Here is a 19855-nt window from a genome sequence, read left to right on the forward strand (position 1 = left end):
TTACAAAGGCAGAATCCGGCTCGCAATATTTTCGTGGGGTTGCGCCGGCTTGGCCACCCTGACCAGTCGGCTCCTTCGTCAGAATCCATCGATCCGGCGCGGTCAGATCGAACTGCGTCCTTCAGTGGATGAGCCGATCGTCCCTTTCCGCCATCTCCCCCTCAAAAGGAGGCTGGCAACAAACGGCCCAACAGCGGAAGCCCACCCCCCCCCTTGCAATGTAGGATTCCCCTGCTTCCCTCGCCTCGCCGCACACTGCATCCGGCCGATCTTTGACATCGCGAATCGTCAGAACAGCAACAACCGTCACAGGCGCCCTCGCCCGGATTTCGCCCGTGCGAAACAGGCGCGGCAGTGTGAAGCCAGTGTCAACTTTCGAATGCCGGACCCGCTACAAACAGTGCTTTCGCCTAACCTTTTGTAACCTTCCGCATTGTGGGACGGCGCCGCGCGCGCGGGAGGAAGCGCGCCCGCGGCGCTCGCGCCGGTCAGCGCACACAACGAAAGACTTGACTTACTCTGCCTCGCAGAGTTATCTGCTCTGCGAGGCAGAGTGAATGGAGGTCGAGATGAAACGCGCGCTTCTTCTGGCACTCGGCGCGGGGCTGCTCGCCCTGCCCGGCCAGCTTGTCCCGGCCGCCGCGACCCAGGCGCAGACCGTTGCCACCCCCGCCGGCATCCCCGTGCGCGAACAGGGCCTCGTCGCCACCTGGTACCCGCCCGCGAGCGGCAAGCGTGGCCCGACCCTGCTCGTGCTCGGCGGGTCCGAAGGCGGGGAGGAAGGGGGCAAGCGGCTCGGCGAGGCGTTCGCCCGCCAGGGCTATGGCGTGCTCGCGCTCGCCTATTTCAAGGCCGATGGGCTGCCCCAGCAGCTCCAGGAAATCCCGCTCGAATATTTCGACACCGCGGTCGCCTGGCTGGTCAGGCAGCCGCTCGCCGATCCGAAGCGCATCGCCATCTACGGCATCTCCAAGGGCGGAGAGACCGCCCTGCTGGTCGCCTCGCGCCGCCCCGAGATCAAGGCGGTGATCGCGGTCGTGCCGAGCTCGGTGGTGTGGCAGGGGATCAACTTTGCCGATTATACCAGCGTCAAATCCTCGTTCAGCCTGAACGGCCAGCCCGTGCCGTACATCCCCTACGATACCAGCGCCCCCTTCACCGGGGTTTACGATCTCTATCTGCGCAGCCTGAAATTCGCCGGCGAGCATCCCGACGCGGCGATCCCGGTCGAGCGGATCGGCGGGCCGGTGCTGCTGCTTTCCGGCCGGGCCGACACGCTGTGGCCATCGAGCGCGATGGCCGATCAGGTGATGGCGCGGCTCGACGCCAGGGGCTTCCGCTACCCGCATCGTCACATCGCCTATCCGGACGCAGGCCATGCCGGCGCGATCCCGCCTGACGATGGCCATGGACGGCCCGCAACCGCCTTCAACGCGCTGGGCGGCACCACCGAAGGCAATGCGGCGGCGCGCGCCGACAGCTGGAAGCAGGCGCTGGCCTTCCTCGCCGCCTCGATCGGAGAACCGGTCAAATGATCGGCGAGGAGGATGCCGCCAGCGCGCTCGACGCAGTCGACCGCACCCGCAGCCGCGCCGTCGAGTTCCGCGCCTATGCCCATGCCGGCGACATCGTCATCGGCTGGGGGCTGGTGTGGCTGATCGCCAATCTCGCCAGCTATGCGAGCCCCGGGGGCACGCTCGCCTGGCCGGTCGGCATCCTGCTCGCGACGCTCTGGTCGATCTGGCGCGGGCGCAGGCACGGCAAGGGCGATTGGCGCGGTGCCGCGACCGGGGTGACGATCGTCGCGCTGGTAGTGCTCGTGCTCCAGATCGCGGGGGTCGATGGCGCGGCAAGGAGCAATGCGCTGATCTCGATCTTCGTCGCCGCTATGTATGTCTTCCAGGGCATCTGGTGGGGCCGCCGTTTCGCCTGGATCGGGCTGGTGATCGCCGCCTGCGTGATCGGCGGCTGGTTCTTCGACCGCGCCCATCTCGAGCTGTGGCTCGGCGTCGGCGGCGGCGGGGCGCTGATCGTCTCGGGCCTGTGGCTGAAGCGCGCATGAGCCCAGGCATCAACGAAGCGCCCGACGAGATCGTCCACCAGTCGACCCGGCTGCGCATCCTGGCGGCGCTCGATGCCGAACCCGATGACGCTCCGCTCGATTTCGTGCGGCTCAAATCGGTGGTCGAGGCGACCGACGGCAATCTGGGTGCGCATCTGACCACGCTCGAGAAGGCCGGCTATGTCGCGGTCGACAAGCAGCCGGTGGGCAAGCGCACGCGGACGCTCGTGTCGATCACGAGCGCGGGCCGCAAGGCGTTCCTCGGCCACCTCGCCTTCCTCAAGGCGATCGTCGACCAGGCGAAGATCGGGGAGCGCTGACGCCGCTTGTGCCCATAGTGCGAATCGCTAGTCTCGCCCCATCACATCCAAAGGGGGCCTGACCGTGGATCGCCGTTCCTTCCTGTACACCGCTTCCGCCGCAAGCGTCTTCGCGCTGCTTCCCTATGCCGCCCGCGCCGCCGCGCCCGGCGCCAGGGATGCCGAACTGAACCGCGTCTTCGATGCCGCCTTCCACGCCTCGCTGCGCCAGTCGCCCGAGAGCGCGACCTCGCTCGGGCTCGACAAGGGCGCCGACGCCGACCTCAAGCACCAGCTCTCGCCGCGCACCGCCGCCGCGCGCCGGATCAACCTCGGGGCGCTGCTCGACACGATCGCCGCGATCGAGGCGATCGGACCCAAGGGCCTCTCGCCCCAGTCGCAGCTCGACCGCGAGGTCGTCCTCTATTCGCTCCGCGCCCGCGCGGTCGGGCCCGAGAAGTTCAACCTCGATTCGGCCGTCCGCCCCTTCACCATCTTCCAGCAGGGCGGCGCCTATTTCTCGACGCCCGACTTCCTCAACTCGGCCCACACCATCGCCAATGCCGACGATGCCGAGGCCTATCTCGACCGGCTCGACGCCTTTGCCACGGTCCTCGACCAGGAGACCCACGAGCAGGCGGTCGAGGCGCACCGCGGCGTGGTCGCCCCCGATTTCTCGCTCGACCTCACGCTCGGCCAGATGGCGGCGCTGCGCAGCCCCGCGCCGGAGGCCAACACCCTCACCACCTCGCTCGTCCGCCGCACCGGTCAGATCCCCGGCGACTGGGGCAAGCGCGCCGCGTCGATCGTCTCGACCCGGGTCTATCCCGCGCTCGACCGCCAGATCGCGCTGATCCGCAAGCTCCGCGCCAGGGCGCGCACCAGCGCCGGCGTGTGGGACATCCCCCAGGGCGAGGCGATCTACGCCGCGGCGCTCGAAGCCTCGACCACCACCAAATTCACCCCCGCCGAAGTCCACCAGATGGGCCTCGACCAGGTCGCCCAGATCAGCGCCGAGCTCGACGCGATCCTGAGGGCCCAGGGCTTCACCGCCGGCACCGTCGCCGAACGGCTGACCGCGCTCAACACCCGCCCCGAGCAGCTCTATGCCGACACCGCGGCGGGCCGCGCCGAACTGATCGCCTCGCTCAACGAGGGCGTGAAGCTGATCAGCGCCAGGCTGCCCCAGGCCTTCCTCAACCCCAGCCAGGCCCCGCTCGAGATCCGCGCGGTGCCGGTCGAGATCCAGGACGGCGCCTCGAACGGCTATTACCGCCGCGCCGCGCTCGACGGGTCGCGCCCCGCCATCTACTTCATCAACCTCAAGAGCGTGGGCGACTGGCCCAAATATACCCTCCCCTCGCTGACCTTCCACGAGGGCCTGCCCGGCCACCACCTCCAGATCTCGACCGCGCAGGAGGCCGAGGGGCCGCTGATCCGCAAGACCAGTTTCTTCGGCGCCTATTCGGAGGGCTGGGCGCTTTATGCCGAGCAGCTCGCCGACGAACTGGGCGCCTATGCCTCGCCGCTCGAACGCGCCGGATATCTCCAGTCCTTCCTGTTCCGCGCGGCGCGGCTGGTGATCGATACCGGCATCCACACCAAGCGCTGGAGCCGCGAGCAGGCGACCGATTACATGGTCGCGACCGTCGGCTTCGCCCGCCCCCGCTCGCAGCGCGAGGTCGAGCGCTACTGCACCCAGCCGGGCCAGGCGTGCAGCTACAAGGTCGGCCATGCGAGCTGGGTGCGGGCGCGCAAGCGGGCGCAGGAGATTGCGGGGGCGAAGTTCGACCTCAAGCAATTCCACGAGGTCATCCGCGCGGGCGCGGTGCCGCTGACGATTTTGGAGCGGCTGGTGGAGGAGCGGGCGAAAGGCGCTGCCTGAGGGTGGCAAGCCACGCGATGGTCGCGCCAAACCGGCTGACCCGTCATCCCGGCGAAAGCCGGGACCCAGGGTTGGAGAGCGCATCGCCCGCGACTCTGGGTCCCGGCTTTCGCCGGGATGACGGAAGGGGGGCGTCCCGCCTTGTGGAAGGTTAGGCGAAGGTTAGGCCAAGGCGCGGTTTTTCGCGGCTTGCTTCGCGCGCTTGCGCGGGGGCGGGTGGCGCCAAAGTTGACACTAACTTGACACTGATCGGCGGTTGCCGTGGCCTTCGGAAAGGTCCCGCAAATCGCGGTCATTGGTGACCTTTGCCCGAGGGGAAATGCGCGGGTTGTTGGATTCCCGGGGCGCCGCGCGGGGGCGCGGAGGGGATGGGGGATCGACGGGTCAAAGAGCGGGCCGGAGGTGTCCGGCGCGCTTAGCTGAGCAGGGGAAATCCTACATTTCAAGGGGGAGTCCTTCACGCTGCGGCGGGGGCTGGCCCCTTGCGCGCAGCACGCTTTTCCCTTGCCTTAGCCTGTCGCTTCTTTGCCGCGAGGGAGGGGCTGCCAAGCGTCAACTGATTGAAGAACGCTTGATTTCGGATTTCCGCATCTCGGAGCATCTTCTTGAACGAGATGACGCGGATATGAGCAAGGTGCCGACTCGACCACCCATAATAACCCTCCCCGTCCGGCGTGCTATTCTGCGCCAATGACTTTTCGAACAATCCGCGCGCCTGCCCAGTGAGTTCACAGACGATTATACACTCGAACGGCGTCTTCGTGTCGATATCTGCAACCACTTCGCCATCGACGTCCCTAACCCGCGAGCCTTGTAGCTCTTCAATGTAGTCAAGCACTTGATTCACTGGGTCTTTAGTCGGAAGCACGTCACCTGGTCGCTTGAACTCAACGATCACGATCGGGTCATTCGTGCCCTCCCTCCTGAACCCCAGTGGATTGAAGAAAATCAGATCCGGCTCTTTCGTAGATGATGAACCCTCGGTGAGAGAGCTGATTGGCTTGTCCGACGCGAAGAGCTGATAGGCGGCGAGGGTGTCGTCGAGCATCCAGAGATTGTGATCCTCATAGTCACCAGACTTATACATCTCGCGCATCGGGCAAATTAGCTCATGAATCACGCGTTCGTAATGATAGCTACGCTGGCCATCGTCCTTCACCTTGAGCAGGATGTTGGCGAGCTGGAGCAACTGATGGCGCTTTACGACTAGTTCTGCCAATCGGTGCTTCGCTTGGTTCGAGATTTCGCTAAGCACCTCTTCAGCGCTTTTGCGGCTCTCCGCCTCCAGCGAAGCAAGCTGGTCGAGAGACTCAATTCGCTTCTTCAGATCGCGCTCGTCACGATACAAGAGGACGAACAGATTCTGCGCGATCTGCTCGTCATCCATTCCCGGCCCGAGCTGGGCTACATATTCGTCGATGTCCTCAAACTGCGTCTGGAGCTGGGGATGCTCAGCGATCAATCCTTCGACGGTCGTCTTCTGGCGCGATCTCATTCTAGCGATATGCGCGTGCAAGAACTCCTCTGCGGCTTCGAGAATCGCTGACTGAAGTATCTCTCCTTGCTCGGCAGTCAACTTGAAGCCCAGTCGCTCCTGATCGACGCGTTCATCTAGGAACACACTGCTGATCACTGCCACGTAAGCTTTGCCGTCAGGCAATTCCTTCAACGCATATTTGCGTTCGATCGACACCGGGTCGCCAACGAGGCGGCCATGCGCAGTCAACAGATAGGAGTTCCGCAAGCCGGTCGAGATCGACGCATCCACGAACAGGTGATTTACCTTCACCTCAATCGGGCCATCGCCAAAATCTACCAGAAGCGAGCGTTCCTCCGGAACGTCAATCTGCTCTGCAATGAACTCGTTAAGGCTGGAGGCTTCCCCTCGGTAGGTGATCGTAACTTCAGGCAAGGTACCGGAGATGAACTGTGGGAAGAAGTGGAGTGCCAGGTCCTTCAGATAGGATGAGGGCTTGATTCGCCCACGTTGGTCGGACCGCATGTCCGATAACGTGATCGAGGTACGTATCTCCTCCCCTGGCGCCGACGTGACTCGCTTGTCGGCGATGGAGTCCTCTTCCTCCGGCACGAAGGTAAAACGGACTCGCTTCCGCCCTTCAGCCTTGGCAACCACGCTATCGACCTTGATGGTTTCGAACATCTTTATCCAGATGAACCGACCGACGCCCTTACCGCCACGCTGATATTTGAATCTGCTGTCACTCGTCTCGAACGAGTCTAGGTTTGCGTCGGTGAACCCGATCCCGTTGTCGGTAATGGTGATGGTGTCGATCTCAAAGGCGTCGTCCACCGCGATATCGACATCGACCCTACCCTTCTTCGCGGCTTCATCCTCGCCAAAACGATCGTTGATCGCATGGATAGAGTTGCTAACCGCTTCGTAGACGGAATAGAGGACCGCGGTCTTGCCGTCAGGCAATCGCATGTTGTTAATGCGTCCGATGACGTCGAATTTCACGCGAAAGCTCCATTTGATACGCTTGTTTGATCAGCAGCAGTAGCTGCTCGATGGATTTGACTGTCAATCGTCACGTCAGCCACAAATTTGATATGCGCGCCAATCGGTCAGCACCCCACCAATCCCCCATGACGAACCCACCAAAACCCGCTAACGCCCCCCACCATGCAACGTCCCAAGCTCTCCGTCGTCATCCCCTGCTACAATGAAGAGGCGTGCCTCGAGATGCTCCATGGGCGCGTCTCGGCGGCGGCGCGGGCGGCGGTGGGGGACAGTTACGAGGTGGTGCTGATCAACGACGGCTCGCGCGACAAGAGCTGGGCGATCATGCAGCAGCTCTCGGCGGGCGATCCGCGCCTCGTCGCGATCAACCTGTCGCGCAACCATGGCCATCAGTTGGCGCTCACCGCCGGGCTCGACCTGTGCGCGGGCGAGGAAATATTGATCATCGACGCGGACCTGCAGGACCCGCCCGAGCTGCTGACCGACATGCGCGCGACGATGGCCGCGGAAGGTGCGGATGTCGTCTATGCGGTGCGGCGCAAGCGCGACGGCGAGAGCATCTTCAAGCTCGCCACCGCCGCCGCCTTTTACCGCGTGCTCGACAGGGTGACCGACACGCCGATCCCGCTCGATACCGGCGATTTCCGGCTGATGACGCGGCGGGCGCTCGACGCCTTCCTGGCGCTCCCCGAACAGGCGCGCTTCATCCGCGGGATGGTCGCCTGGGTCGGCTTCCGCCAGGTCGCCTTCCCCTATGACCGGCAGGAGCGCCATGCCGGCGAGAGCAAATATCCGCTCTCCAAGATGATCCGCTTCGCGCTCGACGCGGTGACGGGCTTCTCGACCGCGCCGCTGCGCTTCGCCAGCCATGCCGGCCTCGCGCTCACGGGGGCGGCGGCGCTGCTGGTGCTCTATGTCGGTTTCGCCTGGCTCACCGGCCGCGCGATCCAGCCGGGCTGGACCTCGCTGATGCTCGTCGTGCTCGTGCTCGGCGCGGTGCAGATGTTCGTGCTCGGGATGATCGGCGAATATCTGGGGCGGCTCTATGTCGAGTCCAAGCGGCGGCCTTTGTACCTGGTCGCGGATATCGCCGGCCCGGTGAAGGGCCATGCCCGGCTGGGCTATCGCTTCGAGGATGCGCCCGAGGCGCAGGATTACGAGCCGAGCGAAGCGCCTGCGGCGATCGCGCCGCCGCCGCTGCCGGCGCCGCGGAGGCGGGCGCGGACGAAGGCCTGAATCCCTCTCCTTCCAGGAGAGGGAGGGCGCCGACGAAGTCGGCGGAAGGGTGAGGACGATCCGTCACCCTCATCCCTCCCACCGCTTCGCGGCGGGCCCCTTCCTTCTCCCAATGGGAGAAGGAGTTTATTTCGGCGCGGCCAGAACGATGATCGAGAGGCCGGGGGGCATCGGCACCCGGCCGAGGAGGTGGCGCTCGATCCGGAACACCGTCTCGAAGATCGCATTGAGCGGCCCGGGCGGCGGCGAATCGTCGCTGTCGTCCTTGCCGGTGAGCTTGCCCGCCATCCGCGCCGCGACCGCCGCGGGGAAGAGCAAGGAGTTGAACCAGCGCAGCTTGCGCCAGCTCAAGCCCGCCTTTTGCAGCGCCGCGGTGAGCGTCGCCTTCGAATAGCGGCGCTTGTGGTGGTTCACCACGTCGTGCGCGCTCCACATCCATTGGTGCGCGGGGACGGTGATCAGGATCTTGCCGCCGGGCTTGAGCAGGCTGGCGATCGCCCTGAGCGCGCCGACGTCGTCCTCGACATGCTCGACCACGTCGAGCACCGCGACGAGATCGTACTGGCCGCGCTCGACCCCGCTCAGCTCGGGCAGCGGCGAGGTGCCGATCGGCTTGCCCAGCCGCTCGGCGGCGAAGGCGCCCGCGGCCTCGTCGATCTCGATCGCGTCGACCTCGCCGAAGCTCGCGAGCATCGGCAGATTGTGCCCGGTGCCGCAGCCGATCTCGAGGATGCGCGCGTCCCTGGGCAGATCGCCGTAGCGCGTCAGATAGTCGGACAGGATGTCGCGCCGGGCGCGGTACCACCAATGCGTGGTGTCGTGCGCAGCCATGCGCTCGTAAACGATACGGTCCATCTCAGCCGGCCTTTTCCGCGGCGAACACCCATTGCCGGTTGAGCGCGAAGGTGAGCGCGGGGGTGAGGAACACCGTCGGCACCAGCGGCCACCAGGTCGGGCCGTGGAACAGGGGACCGGTGAGCACCCAGATATAGAGTTCGTTGAGCAGGAAGCCGAAGCCTTGGACGGCGAGGAAGCGGGCATGCTGGCGGCCGCTGTTATCGCGCACGCCGTGCCCCTTGAAGCTCCACGCGCTGTGCATGAAGAAGCCCGCGGTCGCCGCGGCGATGAAGCCGATCACGCCGGCGAGCAGGGGCGGGATGACATAGGTCGCCAGCGGCCAATAGACCGCGGCATAGATCAGCGTGGACATCACCCCCGCGATCCCGAAGCGGATGATCTGCCCCAGCACCCCGCTCGCCCACAAACTCTCGACTCGTCGAAGGATCACCGTCATGCCTTGCCCTTGAACCGCGGGCCGCACTAATGCGCGGGCGCGAGTGAGGGAAGCGAATTTGAAGCCTGGGCCGGATGGCGGTGTTTCCCGCCTGGAAACTGAACTCGACCGTCACTGGCTGAACTGGACGCTCGTCGCCTGGCTGGCGGTGTGCACCTTCTTCATCTGGCAGAAGCAGGGCGTGATCCTGTCGCTGGGGCTGGGCGACACCGACGACAATATGCGGCTGATGCAGGTCCGCGCGCTGCTCGCGGGGCAGGGCTGGTACGATCTCACCAACTATCGCCTCGATCCGGCGCTGGGCGGGCTCAACATCCATTGGTCGCGGCTGTGCGACCTGCCGATCGCCGGGCTGATCCTGCTGTTCAAGCCGTTCATCGGCGTGGCCGCGGCGGAGAAATGGGCGTGCGGGATCGCGCCGATGCTGCCGCTCGGCGTGACGCTGACGGGGCTGTCGCTGACGGTCCGGCGGCTGATCGATCCCAGGGCATGGCCGGTCGCAGTGGTGGTGCTGCTCACGAGCTGCACGCTGACGATGAGCATGTACATGCCGATGCGCATCGATCACCATGGGTGGCAGATCGCCGCGCTGGCGATGACGGTGGCGGGGCTCGCCGATCCGGGGCGCGCGCGCGGCGGGGCGGTGGTGGGGATTTCGAGCGCGTTCTCGCTCACCATCGGGCTCGAGATGCTGCCCTATTGCGCGATGGCGGGGGCGATCATCGGGCTGCGCTGGGTGTGGGACCGCGGCGAGGCGCGGCGGATGCAGATCTATGCGGTCACGCTTGCCGGGGTGAGCGCGCTCGGCTTCGCGCTGTTCACCTCGAACGCCAATATGGCGATGCGCTGCGACGCGCTGACCCCGGTCTGGCTCTCGACCGTCACCGTTGCGGGGGCGCTGCTCTTCATCCTGTCGCTGGTCAACCCGCAGGAGCGCTGGATGCGGCTGGCGATGGGCGCGGCCGCGGGCGCGGCGATCGCGGCGGGCTTCGCCCTGCTCTTCCCGCAATGCCTGGGCCGCCCCGAGGGCGTCTCGCCCGAGCTGGCGCGGATCTGGCTCAACAATGTCCGCGAGGCGCGGCCCATCTATCGGCTCAGCTGGGACAATCAGCTCACCACGGCGGCGATGCCGGTGATCGGGCTGATCGGCTCGGCAGTTGCCGCATGGCGCGCGCGCGGGACCGACCGGGCGGTGGGCTGGGCGACGATCGCGCTGTTCACCGCCTTTTCGGGCGCCACCCTGCTCTGGCAGGTCCGCACCGGGCCCGCGGCGCAGATGCTCGGCGTTCCCGGCTCGACCGCGCTGATCTGGCTGATCGTGCCCTGGTGCCTGAGCAGCCGCCAGATGCTGATGCGGGTGGTCGGATCGGTCGCGGCCTTCCTGGTCGTATCGGGCCTGTTCGCCGGCTTCGTCGTCAAATGGATGCCGCGCGCGCCGGCGGCGTCGGGCGGCGGCACCAGCAGCAACCGCGCCTATGGCGCCTGCACCAGCCTCGCCGCGCTCCGCCAGCTCGACGCGATCCCCGCGGCGACGATGTTCACCCATGTCGATATGGGGCCGCGGCTGGTGACGCTGACGCACCATGATGGCGTCGCCGGCCCCTATCACCGCAACGAGCGCGCGATCCTCGACGTGCACCATGCCTTTATGGGCAGCGCGGCGCAGTTCCGCCCGATCGCGAAGGCGCATGGCGCGGCCTATCTGCTGACCTGCCCCAACATGGCCGAGACGACGCTCTATACCGCACGGTCGAAGAACGGCTTCTACGCCCAGCTGCGCGACGGCAGGATTCCGAAATGGCTGACCCCGGTGGCGCTGCCCGCGACCTCACCGTTCAAGCTGTGGCGGATCGATTACGCCGCACCGGACGAGGCTGTTCGTGCGCCTGCCGGCGAGCGGCACCAGCCCGCTCCCCCTCCCGGCCACCCATAGGATACTAAAGTAAGGGTGGCCGGGAGTCGGAGCGGGCTGGTGCCGCAACCCTTGCAGACGCAAGCTTCAGTGCACGCCCGCCGCGCGGGCAGCAACCAAAGCGGCCCTGATCCCGTCGATCACGAACTGGGTCGCAAGCGCCGCGAGCAGCACGCCGAGCAGCCGCGAGATCACCGCCTCGATCTTCGCGCCGACGATCCGCATGATCGGCCCCGCCGCGAGCAACGCGACCAGCGTGAGCACCAGGATCACCGCGAGCGCGCCGAACACGATCGCCTGATCCTGATAGGTGTCGCTGTGCGACATCAGCAGCATCACCGACGCGATCGATCCCGGCCCCGCGATCATCGGCATCGCCATCGGGAAGACCGAGACGTCCACCACCGGCTCGGCCTTGAGCTTCTCGGCCCGGTCCTCGCGCCGCTCGGTGCGCTTCTCGAACACCATGTCGAGCGCGATCAGGAACAGCATGATCCCGCCGGCGATGCGGAAGCTGTAGAGGCTGATCCCGAGCCCGTTCAGCAGCGCGCGCCCGAACAGCGCGAACAGCACCAGGATGATCGCCGCGACGAACACCGCGCGCAGCGCCATCGCGCGGCGATGCGCCTCGGTCGCACCCGCCGTCAGCCCCGCGAAGATCGGCGCGCAGCCGGGCGGATCGATGACGACGAACAGGGTCGCGAAGGCCGAGATGAAGGCTTCGATCATTTGGGGGCGGGTATGTCGTCGGTCAGCACGGTGTCGAAGCGCTTCCCGTTCCACAGATTGACGCGAAAGATGCGGTGGCCGTCCTTGAACACGGTCCACTCCCAGGTCAGCGTCCCGTCGGGCGAGCTGCCGCCGTCGTTCCTGACCTCGCTGTTGAGCGCCCAGGCGTGCGGCGGGGCCTTGCCCCGGCACGAGGCGCTGCGCACGCGCGGCCTCTCGGGCAGCGCGCGCGGCGTCTGGAGCGCATCGCCGCCGTCATAGACCCATTTGAAATGCCCGTCGCCCTGGCGGACCCAGACGGTGGTGAAATAGCCGAACGCCTTGGGCCGCACCCAGGGGCCGGTGTTCACCGCGACCTGGCCGTCGCACGAGACGAAGCTGTCGGCGGGCCACCACTGCACGGTGATCGGCGGATCCTTGAGCGGCAGGATCTCGTGCGCCTTGGCGGGCTGCGGGGTGAACATCAGCGCGTCCTCGGTCGAGAAGCGGCGAAAGGCGGTCCATTGGCCTTCGGTCTGCGCGGCGCGGTTGAAGGCGCGTTCGGCCTCGATCGCGGTTTCGGGATCGGGCACCGCAAGCAGCATCAGAAATGGCAGCATCTCATCCTCCCTCGTTCGGGACGCGAGCGTAACGGGCATTGCGCATGATTTTCCAGCCGTCCGCCTGCTCCGGGGACGAGCTGGTGCGACCGCATCAGATGCTGCGCTCGTCGAGCGGCACGCCCTCGCGCCGGTGCGCCGCGACCAGGGTATTGCGCAGCAGGCAGGCGATCGTCATCGGGCCGACCCCGCCGGGCACGGGGGTGATCGCCCCTGCGACGCTCGCCGCGCCGTCGAAATCGACATCGCCGGTCAGGCGGCCATCCTCGCGGTTCATGCCGACATCGATCACGGTGGCACCGGGCTTGAGCCAGTCGCCCTGGACGAAACGCGAGCGGCCGATGGCCGCGACGACGATATCGGCGTGGCGCAGATAATGGGGCAGGTTGCGCGTGCGCGAATGGCACAGCGTCACCGTCGCGTTGCGCGCGGTGAGCAGCGCCGCCATCGGCTTGCCGACGATGTTCGAGCGGCCGATCACCACCGCGTCGAGCCCGGAGAGATCGCCGAGCCGGTCCTCAAGCAGCATCACGCAGCCCCAGGGCGTGCAGGGCACGAAGCCGCTCACCCCGGTCGCGAGGCGGCCCGCGTTGATCGGGTGGAAGCCATCGACATCCTTGTCGGGATCGATCCGCAACAGCACTTCCTGCGCGTCGAGATGCGCGGGCAGCGGCAACTGGACGAGGATGCCGTCGACCGTCGGATCGTCGTTGAGCTGCTCGACCAAGGCGATCAGTTCGCCCTGGGTGGTGGTGTCGGGCAGGCGATGCTCGAGGCTCTCCATCCCGACCTCGCGCGTCGCCTTGCCTTTCGAGCGGACATAGACCGTCGAGGCCGGATCCTCGCCGACCAGCACCACCGCGAGCCCCGGCGTGCGCCCGGTCGCGGCGTGGAAGGCGGGCACGAGCGCGGCGACGCGGGCGCGAAGCCCCGCGGCAAAGGCTTTTCCGTCGATGATCTGGGCGGTCATGGAGCGACCCCATAAAGGCTCGCCGCGCGCTCCGCCAGCGCCTGCGGATCGCCCGATACCCGCAATCGCTTGAGCCGCGCCGTCTGGCCCGAAATCAGCGCCACATCGCGCTTCGCCACGCCGAACGCCTTGGCCACCAATACGACCAGCGCGCTATTGGCCGCGCCCGCCACGGGAGCGGCGGCGAGCCGGGCGGCGAAATGCCCGGCAGTACCGCCGCCGAACGCGTCGCGCCCGCCCCTGGGCGTGACGCGCACGGCGATCAGGATGCCGTCAGCCGAGGCGCTCCACGGCGTGGTGGCGTCAGGCAATCCCATTCGCGACGAGCAGCGACGCGATATAGGGCATGACCTGCGTCCGGATGATCAGCAACAGGATCAGCACCGCCATCGGCGCGAGATCGAGCGGGCGGGCATCGGGCAGGATGCGGCGCAACGGGCGATACATCGGATCGGTCAGCCGCTCGAGCCCCTGCCAGAGCGAGCGGACGAAATCATTATAGGTGTTGATGACGTTGAACGAGATCAGGATCGACAGGATCACCTGGACGACGATGATCCACCAGATCACGTTGAGCAGAATCTCGACGATATTGAAAATCAGCGCAGCCAAGACATCTCTCCACGGGCAACCTTGATCGCAGGCATAGCGTAAATCACGCTTGCCTCAAGTTAGGGTGGGTGGGGGATGGCCGCAACGGGCTCAGGCGTGGACCAGGGTACCCGCACCCCGGCGGGTGAAGATTTCGAGCAGCATCGCGTGCGGCACCCGCCCGTCGAGGATGACCGCGGCATCGACCCCGGCATTGACCGCGTTCACGCAGGTCTCGACCTTGGGGATCATGCCGCCCGAGATGGTGCCGTCGGCCTGGAGCGCGGCGATGCCCGCCGGATCGAGATCGGTGAGCAGCGCGCCCGACTTGTCGAGCACCCCCGCGACATCGGTCAGCAGGAAGAAGCGCGACGCCTTGCACGCCGCGGCGATCGCCCCCGCCATCGTGTCGGCGTTGATATTGTAGGTCGCGCCGTCCTTGCCGAGCGCCACCGGCGCGACGACGGGGATGAAGCCCTGCGCCGCGAGCGTGTGCAGGATCGTCGGATCGACCGCGACCGGATCGCCGACAAAGCCGAGATCGACGTGCCGTTCGATCCCCGAATTGGGATCGGGCTCGGTGCGCTTGACCTTTTCGGCGAGCACCAGCCGCGCATCCTTGCCCGAAATGCCGACCGCGCTGCCGCCGGCATCGGCGATCCAGGAAACGATCTCCTTGTTGATCTTGCCCGCCAGGACCATCTCGGCGACCTCCGCGGTGGCGGCGTCGGTGACGCGCAGGCCGCCCACGAATTTCGATTCGACCCCCAGCCGCTTGAGCATCGCCCCGATCTGGGGCCCGCCGCCATGGACGACGATCGGGTTGATCCCCACCGCTTTCAGCAGCACCACATCCTCGGCGAAGTCGCGCGCCAGCTCGGGATCGCCCATCGCGTGGCCGCCATATTTCACGACGAAGGTCGCACCGGCATAGCGCTGCAGATAGGGCAGCGCCTCGGTGAGCGTCTCGGCCTTGGCGAGCAGCGCCGGATCGGGAGCGTTATTGGTCAATTCAAATATCCGTTCGTCCTGAGTAGCCATTGAGTAGCCCCCGCAGGGGCGTACCGAAATGGCGTATCGAAGGCCCCCTTCGATACGGGTCTTCGACAAGCTCAGCCCCTACTCAGGGCGAACGGCTTAGGAAAGAGCCGCGATTCTCACGCGGGGGACGACTTCCCGTCCAGCGACCGTGCGAGCCCCACGAAGATGTAGATCAGCACCGGTACCAGCACGATCGACAGCACGATCTTGGTCGCCATCTGGCCCACCATCAGCCCGCCGATCGGAAAGACGCCGTAGAAGGAGATGCTGATGAACAGCACCGTATCGACGACCTGGCTGAGCACGCTCGCGATCGCCGCGCGCAGCCAGAGCAGCTTCGATCCTTCCCTGCCCTTGAGCGCCGAGAAGATCGTGACGTTGAGCGTCTGCGAGGTGCCGTAGGAGATCAGCCCGGCGAGCATCATGCGGAAGCTCTGGCCGAGGATCGTCTCGAACGCATCGAGCCGGCCCGGATCCATCCCGCCGCCCGCAGGCAGATGCAGCACCAGCTCGATCAGCGCCATCGACACCAGCAGCGGGAGGAAGCCCCAGCGCACCAGCCGGTTCGCGGTCGCCGGGCCATGGACCTCGGCCACCGCGCTCGAAATCGCGACGAGCAGCAGGAAGGCGAAAATGCCCGCCTCCACCGCCAGCGGCGCCAGTCCGATCATCGGCCCGATCGCCGAGATCGGTCCCAGCGAGACCAGCTTGTTGCCGAGCACCCCGGCGATGCAGACCATTCCGCCATAGAAAAGCGAGAAGATGAAGAGCGAGCGCGAGATCGCGGGCTGGGGCGTGGTTTCCATGGGGCGAGGCTAGCGCGAAATGCGCGATGGTAAACCCCCTGTGACGAATGCGTGACGGTCGTGGCGGGACGCGGCGATCCGGGTTATGCTCGGCCGCGAGGGAGAGATGCCATGATGATGCTCCTGCCGCTGGTCGCGCTCGCCTTGCAGGCCGGCGATCCCCATGACTGCCGCATCGTGCGGCAGGGCCCTGGCGGCGGCGTGCTCATCGCCAATCGCGTCCTTCCACACAACCCCGACGGCGATGACGGAGTCGTGCAATCCTGGACCTACCGGCGAGGGCGGATCGAGGCGTCGATCTATTGGCAAAGCCCCGATCTGTCGCCGCCGGCCGACACGGCCGGGTTCAACATCACCCTGCACCAGATACCGAAGGGCGTCGACGGCGCGCAACTCGAACTCTGGCGCGGCGGCAAGCGCGTTTCCAATCTTCGCGGCGGCTGGCAGAGCCTGAGGAGTCTGGGCTACCGCCAGCTCAATTTCTCGGTCCCCATCGGCGCGTTGCGTGCGGTGACAGCACAGGGTCCGGTGATGATCGCGGCGGTCGATAGCGATGGCGACCTCGTCACGCAGACGCCGCTGCCCGACGGTCTGTTCGAGCAGGCCGGTGCGCTGGTCGAAGCAGCACGCGGCGAGTTCGCGGCGATGACCGCGGACTATGCCACGCGCTGCCCCATCTATCAGCCGCCCGAGATCGTCGTGACCTGAGCCGGGCTTGCCATCCCCCTCCGCCCGCGCCAAGCTCCGTCCTTTGTGCCCCGCGGGGCTTGGGGGGGTGTAACATGTTGCGATTGGCCGGTGCCGCGATCCTGCTGGCGGTCTCCACTCCTGCGTCTGCCGCCGACTGGTATTTCGTCGCGGCGGCCAAGGATGGTTCGAACATCTCGTTCATCGACCGGGACAGCATCCGCGATGGCGAGTCGGGCTATGTGCGCGCGTCGATGTTCTCGCTATGGGCGGAGCCCACCGACGGCATGCTGGCCTATCGCTTCGAGATCGAGATCGATTGCGCGGGCAAGCGGGGGCGCATGATCGCCTTCGAACCCTTCGACACAAGCTACAAGTCGCTCGGCGAAAAGACCTTGCCGAACGAGTGGATCGACAGCGGCACCCAGGGCGCCGCGATCTCCACCTTCATCTGCGATCACGGCAAGCTCGGTCCCGACAATGTCGCGGCCGGGCATCAGCTGCCATTCGACACCGGCAAGGCGATGCTTGCCGATCGCGCACGGAGGAACGGCCAGTGAGCGGATTCCCGATCGGTATCTTCGGCATCGCCGCGATCCTGGCGATCGCCTTCCTCTTCTCCGCCAACAAGCGCGCGATCCGCCTTCGCGTGGTCGGCGCGGCATTCCTGCTCCAGGCGGGCATGGCGGTGCTGGTGCTGCGTGCGCCGTGGGGCATCGCCGCGATCCAGGGGCTTTCGGAGGGCGTCTCGGCGCTGCTCGGCTATGCCCAGGCGGGCACCAACCTGATCTTCGGCGATCTCGCGACCGACCCCAAATTCGGCCACGCCTTCGCGATATCGGCGCTGCCGATCATCATCTTCTTCGCGGCCCTGGTCGCGGTGCTCTACCATCTCGGCATCATGCAGTTCATCATCAAATGGGTGGGCGGCGCGATCGAGGTGGTCACCGGCGTGACCAAGGTCGAGAGTCTGTGCGCGGCAGCGAACATCTTCGTGGGACAGAGCGAATCGCCTCTGGTGATCCGCCCCTATCTGGCGCGGCTGAGCGAGCCGCAGATCTTCGCGGTCATGACCATCGGCATGGCCGGCGTCGCGGGGACGATCCTCGCCGCCTATGCCAGCCTGCTCGGGCCGGGCTATCTCCCCTATCTCCTCGCCGCCTCGTTCATGGCGGCGCCGGGCGGACTGCTGATGGCCAAGATCATCATGCCCGATGCCGCCGCGCCCAAGGACGGCGAACTGCCGCTCGAGGGCGTGGCCGGCGAGGAAGAGCAGGTGATCCGCGCCGCCGACCATGACCTGGAGGAGGAAAAGGCCGCCAACATCATCATGGCCGCCTCCAACGGCGCGCTGACCGGCGTCAAGATCGCGGTCGCGGTGGGCGCGATGGTGCTCGCCTTCGTCAGCCTCGTCGCGCTCGCCAATGGCTTGCTCGGCGGGTTCGGGCACTGGCTGGTCTGGCTCGCGCAGTTGATCAACCCGTCGCTCGGCGCCTGGGCGCAGACCTGGCTGGGCGATCTCAGCTTCCAGAAGATCGTCGGATCCTTGTTCGCGCCGGTCATGTACCTGATGGGGGTGCCGTGGAGCGATGCGAGCGCGGCCGGCGGGCTGTTCGGCACCAAGGTGGTGCTCAACGAGTTCGTCGCCTTTATCGATCTGGGCGGAATGGCCGAACTGGCGCCGCGTACCAAGGCGATCGTCACCTTCGCGCTGTGCGGCTTCGCCAACTTCAGCTCGATCGCGATCCAGATGGCCTCGACCGGCAGCCTCGCGCCCAACCAGCGCCCGACCATCGCCAAGCTCGGCCTGCGCGCGCTGCTCGCGGGCAGCCTCGCCAATTTGATGAGCGCGGCGCTTGCCGGGCTTTTGCTCCCGCCGATGTGAGATGCGCCTGATCTTCACAAAGGGCGCGGGCAAGATGGACCGGCTGGAGATGATCCATGCCGATGGCCGCAGCGAGGGGCTCGATTGCCCCAAGCAGCGGATCATCCCGCACGACATGGTCCATTATGCGGTCGAGAGCGTGCTGGGCGCGCGGGGGTTCATCGCCCGGGTGGCGGCGGGCGAGGTTGCGGCCCTCACCATGGAAGGCGGGCGCGAGAGCGACGGGGTCGAGCGGCTGGTCGAGGCGCTGCAGGGCGATGGCTGGTCGGGCGGCACCGCGCCGGCGGAGGAAGTGCGCGATCTCTACCGCGTCACCTGCGAGGCGCGGGGGTGCCCGATGCTGCCGGTCGATGCCGCGGCGATCGATGCGATCCGGGCGCGGATCGCCGAGCTGACGGCCGAATGGGAGGCTGTGCCGGTGGGCGGGGCGATGGAAGTGGAATTCTAGCGTCAGCCGTATGGGCTACCGCGTCGGCACCGGCTCCGCGCCCGAATAGTCGTAGAAACCCCGCCTGCTCTTGCGGCCGTACCAGCCGGCCTCGACATATTTGACCAGCAAGGGCGCCGGGCGGAACTTGGGATCGCCCGTGCCCTCGAACAGCACGCGGGTGATCTCCAGACACGTATCGAGCCCGATGAAATCGGCGAGCGTGAACGGGCCCATCGGATGGTTGAGCCCGAGCTGGCACGCCGCGTCGATATCCGAAATCGTCGCCACGCCTTCGCCGAGCGCGAAGCAGGCCTCGTTGAGCATCGGCATCAGCACGCGGTTGACGATGAAGCCCGGCGCGTCGTTGGCATGGACGATCCGCTTACCGAGCGACTGGCCGAACGCCTCGACCGCGGCGACGGTGGCGTCGGAGGTGGCAAGGCCGCGGATCAGCTCGATCAGCCCCATCACGGGCACCGGATTGAAGAAATGCACCCCCATGAAGCGCGACGGATCGGGCGAGGCCTGGGCCAGCCGCGTGATCGGAATCGACGAGGTATTGCTCGCGAGAATCGCGTCCGTACCCAGCACCTTGCCGACATTTTCGAAAATCATGCGCTTGATGGCTTCGCGCTCGGTCGCCGCCTCGATCACGAGATCGCAGGGGGCGAAGGCCGAAACATCGCCCACCGGCTCGATGCGGCCAAGCGCGGAATCGCGGGCATCGCCCGTGATCTTTTCCTTTTCGACCAGCCGGTTGAGCTGCTTCGCGATCCCCGCCTTGCCCGCCTCGGCGCGCGCCAGATCCATGTCCGAGAGCAGCACGCGATACCCCGCCTGCGCCGAGACCTGGGCGATTCCCGCGCCCATCTGGCCCGCGCCGATTACGCCTACCGTCTTCATGGCTTGTGCTCCGTCCGAATTTGCGGCTCTCCTACGCGCAACGA

Annotated in this window: 21 protein-coding genes; 10 read left to right on the forward strand and 11 right to left on the reverse strand. The window is 66.5% G+C overall.

Features of this window, described 5'->3' with window-relative positions; translation table 11 throughout:
- The first annotated feature begins 569 nt into the window (after positions 1-569).
- From OF829_RS03730 to OF829_RS03745, 4 genes are all read left to right on the forward strand, one after another.
- Positions 570-1535, forward strand: coding sequence for an acyl-CoA thioester hydrolase/BAAT C-terminal domain-containing protein (locus tag OF829_RS03730; protein ID WP_264938602.1), 966 nt, complete (start codon positions 570-572; stop codon positions 1533-1535).
- Complete coding sequence (locus tag OF829_RS03735) at positions 1532-2062, forward strand: hypothetical protein (RefSeq protein ID WP_264938603.1); 531 nt, start codon at positions 1532-1534, stop codon at positions 2060-2062. Before OF829_RS03730 ends, OF829_RS03735 begins: the two co-directional genes overlap by 4 nt.
- Positions 2059-2382, forward strand: a complete 324-nt coding sequence (locus OF829_RS03740; protein ID WP_264938604.1) for a winged helix-turn-helix domain-containing protein — start codon at positions 2059-2061, stop codon at positions 2380-2382. The genes OF829_RS03735 and OF829_RS03740 overlap by 4 nt, the downstream gene beginning before the upstream one ends.
- A 64-nt stretch (positions 2383-2446) precedes the next feature.
- A complete protein-coding gene (locus tag OF829_RS03745; protein ID WP_264938605.1) occupies positions 2447-4246 on the forward strand; it encodes a DUF885 domain-containing protein in 1800 nt (599 codons plus the stop codon).
- A 457-nt stretch (positions 4247-4703) separates the two neighbouring features.
- Here OF829_RS03745 and OF829_RS03750 read toward each other — a convergent pair whose 3' ends face one another.
- Complete coding sequence (locus OF829_RS03750) at positions 4704-6725, reverse strand: ATP-binding protein (protein ID WP_264938606.1); 2022 nt, start codon at positions 6723-6725, stop codon at positions 4704-4706.
- A gap of 165 nt (positions 6726-6890) precedes the next feature.
- Between OF829_RS03750 and OF829_RS03755 the strand changes: the two genes are divergently transcribed.
- Complete coding sequence (locus OF829_RS03755) at positions 6891-7964, forward strand: glycosyltransferase family 2 protein (protein WP_264938607.1); 1074 nt, start codon at positions 6891-6893, stop codon at positions 7962-7964.
- Positions 7965-8090: 126 nt separating this feature from the next.
- Here the strand turns inward: OF829_RS03755 and OF829_RS03760 are convergent, their stop codons facing one another.
- Positions 8091-8819, reverse strand: a complete 729-nt coding sequence (locus OF829_RS03760; protein ID WP_264938608.1) for a class I SAM-dependent methyltransferase — start codon at positions 8817-8819, stop codon at positions 8091-8093.
- Between the two features lies 1 nt (position 8820).
- Complete coding sequence (locus tag OF829_RS03765) at positions 8821-9258, reverse strand: GtrA family protein (RefSeq protein ID WP_264938609.1); 438 nt, start codon at positions 9256-9258, stop codon at positions 8821-8823.
- 58 nt (positions 9259-9316) lie between these two features.
- Between OF829_RS03765 and OF829_RS03770 the strand changes: the two genes are divergently transcribed.
- Positions 9317-11191, forward strand: coding sequence for an AcrB/AcrD/AcrF family protein (locus tag OF829_RS03770; RefSeq protein WP_264938610.1), 1875 nt, complete (start codon positions 9317-9319; stop codon positions 11189-11191).
- A gap of 66 nt (positions 11192-11257) precedes the next feature.
- On the opposite strand, the gene OF829_RS03775 is transcribed toward OF829_RS03770, so the two are convergent.
- The 7 genes from OF829_RS03775 to OF829_RS03805 form a co-directional block, all read right to left on the reverse strand.
- Positions 11258-11899: a MarC family protein gene (locus OF829_RS03775; RefSeq protein ID WP_264938611.1), complete on the reverse strand. Its 642-nt coding sequence runs from the start codon at positions 11897-11899 to the stop codon at positions 11258-11260.
- Positions 11896-12498, reverse strand: coding sequence for a Cif family virulence factor (locus OF829_RS03780; protein ID WP_264938612.1), 603 nt, complete (start codon positions 12496-12498; stop codon positions 11896-11898). The genes OF829_RS03775 and OF829_RS03780 overlap by 4 nt, the downstream gene beginning before the upstream one ends.
- A 94-nt stretch (positions 12499-12592) precedes the next feature.
- On the reverse strand, positions 12593-13468 hold the full coding sequence (folD, locus tag OF829_RS03785) for a bifunctional methylenetetrahydrofolate dehydrogenase/methenyltetrahydrofolate cyclohydrolase FolD (RefSeq protein ID WP_264938613.1): 876 nt from the start codon (positions 13466-13468) through the stop codon (positions 12593-12595).
- Positions 13465-13785, reverse strand: a complete 321-nt coding sequence (locus OF829_RS03790; RefSeq protein ID WP_264938614.1) for a DUF167 family protein — start codon at positions 13783-13785, stop codon at positions 13465-13467. The genes folD and OF829_RS03790 overlap by 4 nt, the downstream gene beginning before the upstream one ends.
- A complete protein-coding gene (locus tag OF829_RS03795; RefSeq protein ID WP_264938615.1) occupies positions 13772-14080 on the reverse strand; it encodes a YggT family protein in 309 nt (102 codons plus the stop codon). The genes OF829_RS03790 and OF829_RS03795 overlap by 14 nt, the downstream gene beginning before the upstream one ends.
- Positions 14081-14170: 90 nt before the next feature.
- Positions 14171-15070: an acetylglutamate kinase gene (argB, locus tag OF829_RS03800; RefSeq protein WP_264938616.1), complete on the reverse strand. Its 900-nt coding sequence runs from the start codon at positions 15068-15070 to the stop codon at positions 14171-14173.
- 146 nt (positions 15071-15216) lie between these two features.
- On the reverse strand, positions 15217-15906 hold the full coding sequence (locus OF829_RS03805) for a queuosine precursor transporter (protein ID WP_264938617.1): 690 nt from the start codon (positions 15904-15906) through the stop codon (positions 15217-15219).
- Positions 15907-16017: 111 nt separating this feature from the next.
- Here OF829_RS03805 and OF829_RS03810 point away from each other — a divergent pair, with 111 nt between their 5' ends.
- The 4 genes from OF829_RS03810 to OF829_RS03825 all read left to right on the forward strand — a co-directional run bounded on the left by OF829_RS03810 (position 16018) and on the right by OF829_RS03825 (position 18926).
- Complete coding sequence (locus OF829_RS03810; protein WP_264938618.1) at positions 16018-16614, forward strand: hypothetical protein; 597 nt, start codon at positions 16018-16020, stop codon at positions 16612-16614.
- Between the two features lie 74 nt (positions 16615-16688).
- Entirely contained in the window at positions 16689-17153 is a 465-nt protein-coding gene (locus OF829_RS03815; RefSeq protein WP_264938619.1) for a surface-adhesin E family protein, read from the forward strand.
- Positions 17150-18478, forward strand: coding sequence for a NupC/NupG family nucleoside CNT transporter (locus tag OF829_RS03820; protein WP_264938620.1), 1329 nt, complete (start codon positions 17150-17152; stop codon positions 18476-18478). The genes OF829_RS03815 and OF829_RS03820 overlap by 4 nt, the downstream gene beginning before the upstream one ends.
- A gap of 1 nt (position 18479) precedes the next feature.
- A complete protein-coding gene (locus tag OF829_RS03825; RefSeq protein WP_264938621.1) occupies positions 18480-18926 on the forward strand; it encodes a hypothetical protein in 447 nt (148 codons plus the stop codon).
- A 15-nt stretch (positions 18927-18941) separates the two neighbouring features.
- Here the strand turns inward: OF829_RS03825 and OF829_RS03830 are convergent, their stop codons facing one another.
- Positions 18942-19811 carry a 3-hydroxyacyl-CoA dehydrogenase NAD-binding domain-containing protein gene (locus OF829_RS03830; protein WP_264938622.1) on the reverse strand — a complete coding sequence of 290 codons (870 nt, stop codon included), beginning with the start codon at positions 19809-19811 and terminating at the stop codon, positions 18942-18944.
- Between the last annotated feature and the right edge of the window lie 44 nt (positions 19812-19855).

Origin of the sequence: Sphingomonas caeni (assembly GCF_026013415.1) — a bacterium.
Lineage (GTDB): Bacteria > Pseudomonadota > Alphaproteobacteria > Sphingomonadales > Sphingomonadaceae > Sphingomonas > Sphingomonas caeni.

Coding starts and splice junctions, on each gene's coding strand:
- OF829_RS03730 (WP_264938602.1), top strand. CDS start 570: ATGAAACGCGCGCTTCTTCTGGCACTCGGCGCGGGGCTGCTCGCCCTG.
- OF829_RS03735 (WP_264938603.1), top strand. CDS start 1,532: ATGATCGGCGAGGAGGATGCCGCCAGCGCGCTCGACGCAGTCGACCGC.
- OF829_RS03740 (WP_264938604.1), top strand. CDS start 2,059: ATGAGCCCAGGCATCAACGAAGCGCCCGACGAGATCGTCCACCAGTCG.
- OF829_RS03755 (WP_264938607.1), top strand. CDS start 6,891: ATGCAACGTCCCAAGCTCTCCGTCGTCATCCCCTGCTACAATGAAGAG.
- OF829_RS03760 (WP_264938608.1), bottom strand. CDS start 8,819: ATGGACCGTATCGTTTACGAGCGCATGGCTGCGCACGACACCACGCAT.
- OF829_RS03765 (WP_264938609.1), bottom strand. CDS start 9,258: ATGACGGTGATCCTTCGACGAGTCGAGAGTTTGTGGGCGAGCGGGGTG.
- OF829_RS03775 (WP_264938611.1), bottom strand. CDS start 11,899: ATGATCGAAGCCTTCATCTCGGCCTTCGCGACCCTGTTCGTCGTCATC.
- OF829_RS03780 (WP_264938612.1), bottom strand. CDS start 12,498: ATGCTGCCATTTCTGATGCTGCTTGCGGTGCCCGATCCCGAAACCGCG.
- folD (WP_264938613.1), bottom strand. CDS start 13,468: ATGACCGCCCAGATCATCGACGGAAAAGCCTTTGCCGCGGGGCTTCGC.
- OF829_RS03790 (WP_264938614.1), bottom strand. CDS start 13,785: ATGGGATTGCCTGACGCCACCACGCCGTGGAGCGCCTCGGCTGACGGC.
- OF829_RS03805 (WP_264938617.1), bottom strand. CDS start 15,906: ATGGAAACCACGCCCCAGCCCGCGATCTCGCGCTCGCTCTTCATCTTC.
- OF829_RS03810 (WP_264938618.1), top strand. CDS start 16,018: ATGATGATGCTCCTGCCGCTGGTCGCGCTCGCCTTGCAGGCCGGCGAT.
- OF829_RS03815 (WP_264938619.1), top strand. CDS start 16,689: ATGTTGCGATTGGCCGGTGCCGCGATCCTGCTGGCGGTCTCCACTCCT.
- OF829_RS03825 (WP_264938621.1), top strand. CDS start 18,480: ATGCGCCTGATCTTCACAAAGGGCGCGGGCAAGATGGACCGGCTGGAG.
- OF829_RS03830 (WP_264938622.1), bottom strand. CDS start 19,811: ATGAAGACGGTAGGCGTAATCGGCGCGGGCCAGATGGGCGCGGGAATC.